Annotated in this window: 1 protein-coding gene; it reads left to right on the plus strand. The window is 62.8% G+C overall.

Annotated features, from left to right (window positions below):
- The coding region (locus SB753_RS35695; RefSeq protein ID WP_410804804.1) for an aminotransferase class I/II-fold pyridoxal phosphate-dependent enzyme at positions 1-333 on the plus strand (333 nt) is incomplete at both ends.

The raw sequence follows: 333 nt of genomic DNA on the forward strand, positions 1-333 counted from the left end.
TCGCGCCCGATTTCCGTCGATGAAGAAGGCATCAACCCGTCGCCCGACGATCTCGCCCATCCGCCGAAGCTGATTCTCGTGACGCCGTCGCATCAATACCCACTCGGCATGGTGATGAGCCTCGCGCGCCGGCGGATGCTGCTCGAATACGCGAGGCAGAACCAGTGCTGGATCATCGAGGACGACTACGACAGCGAGTATCGCTATGGGAGCCGGCCGCTCGCTTCGCTGCAAGGGCTCGATACGGCGGGGCAGGTGATTTATGTCGGCAGCTTCGGCAAGACGCTGTTTCCGGGGCTGCGGATCGGCTATCTCGTGGTGCCAGAGGCACTG

It is taken from the genome of Paraburkholderia sp. SIMBA_053 (assembly GCF_046534895.1).
Classification (GTDB): domain Bacteria; phylum Pseudomonadota; class Gammaproteobacteria; order Burkholderiales; family Burkholderiaceae; genus Paraburkholderia; species Paraburkholderia caledonica.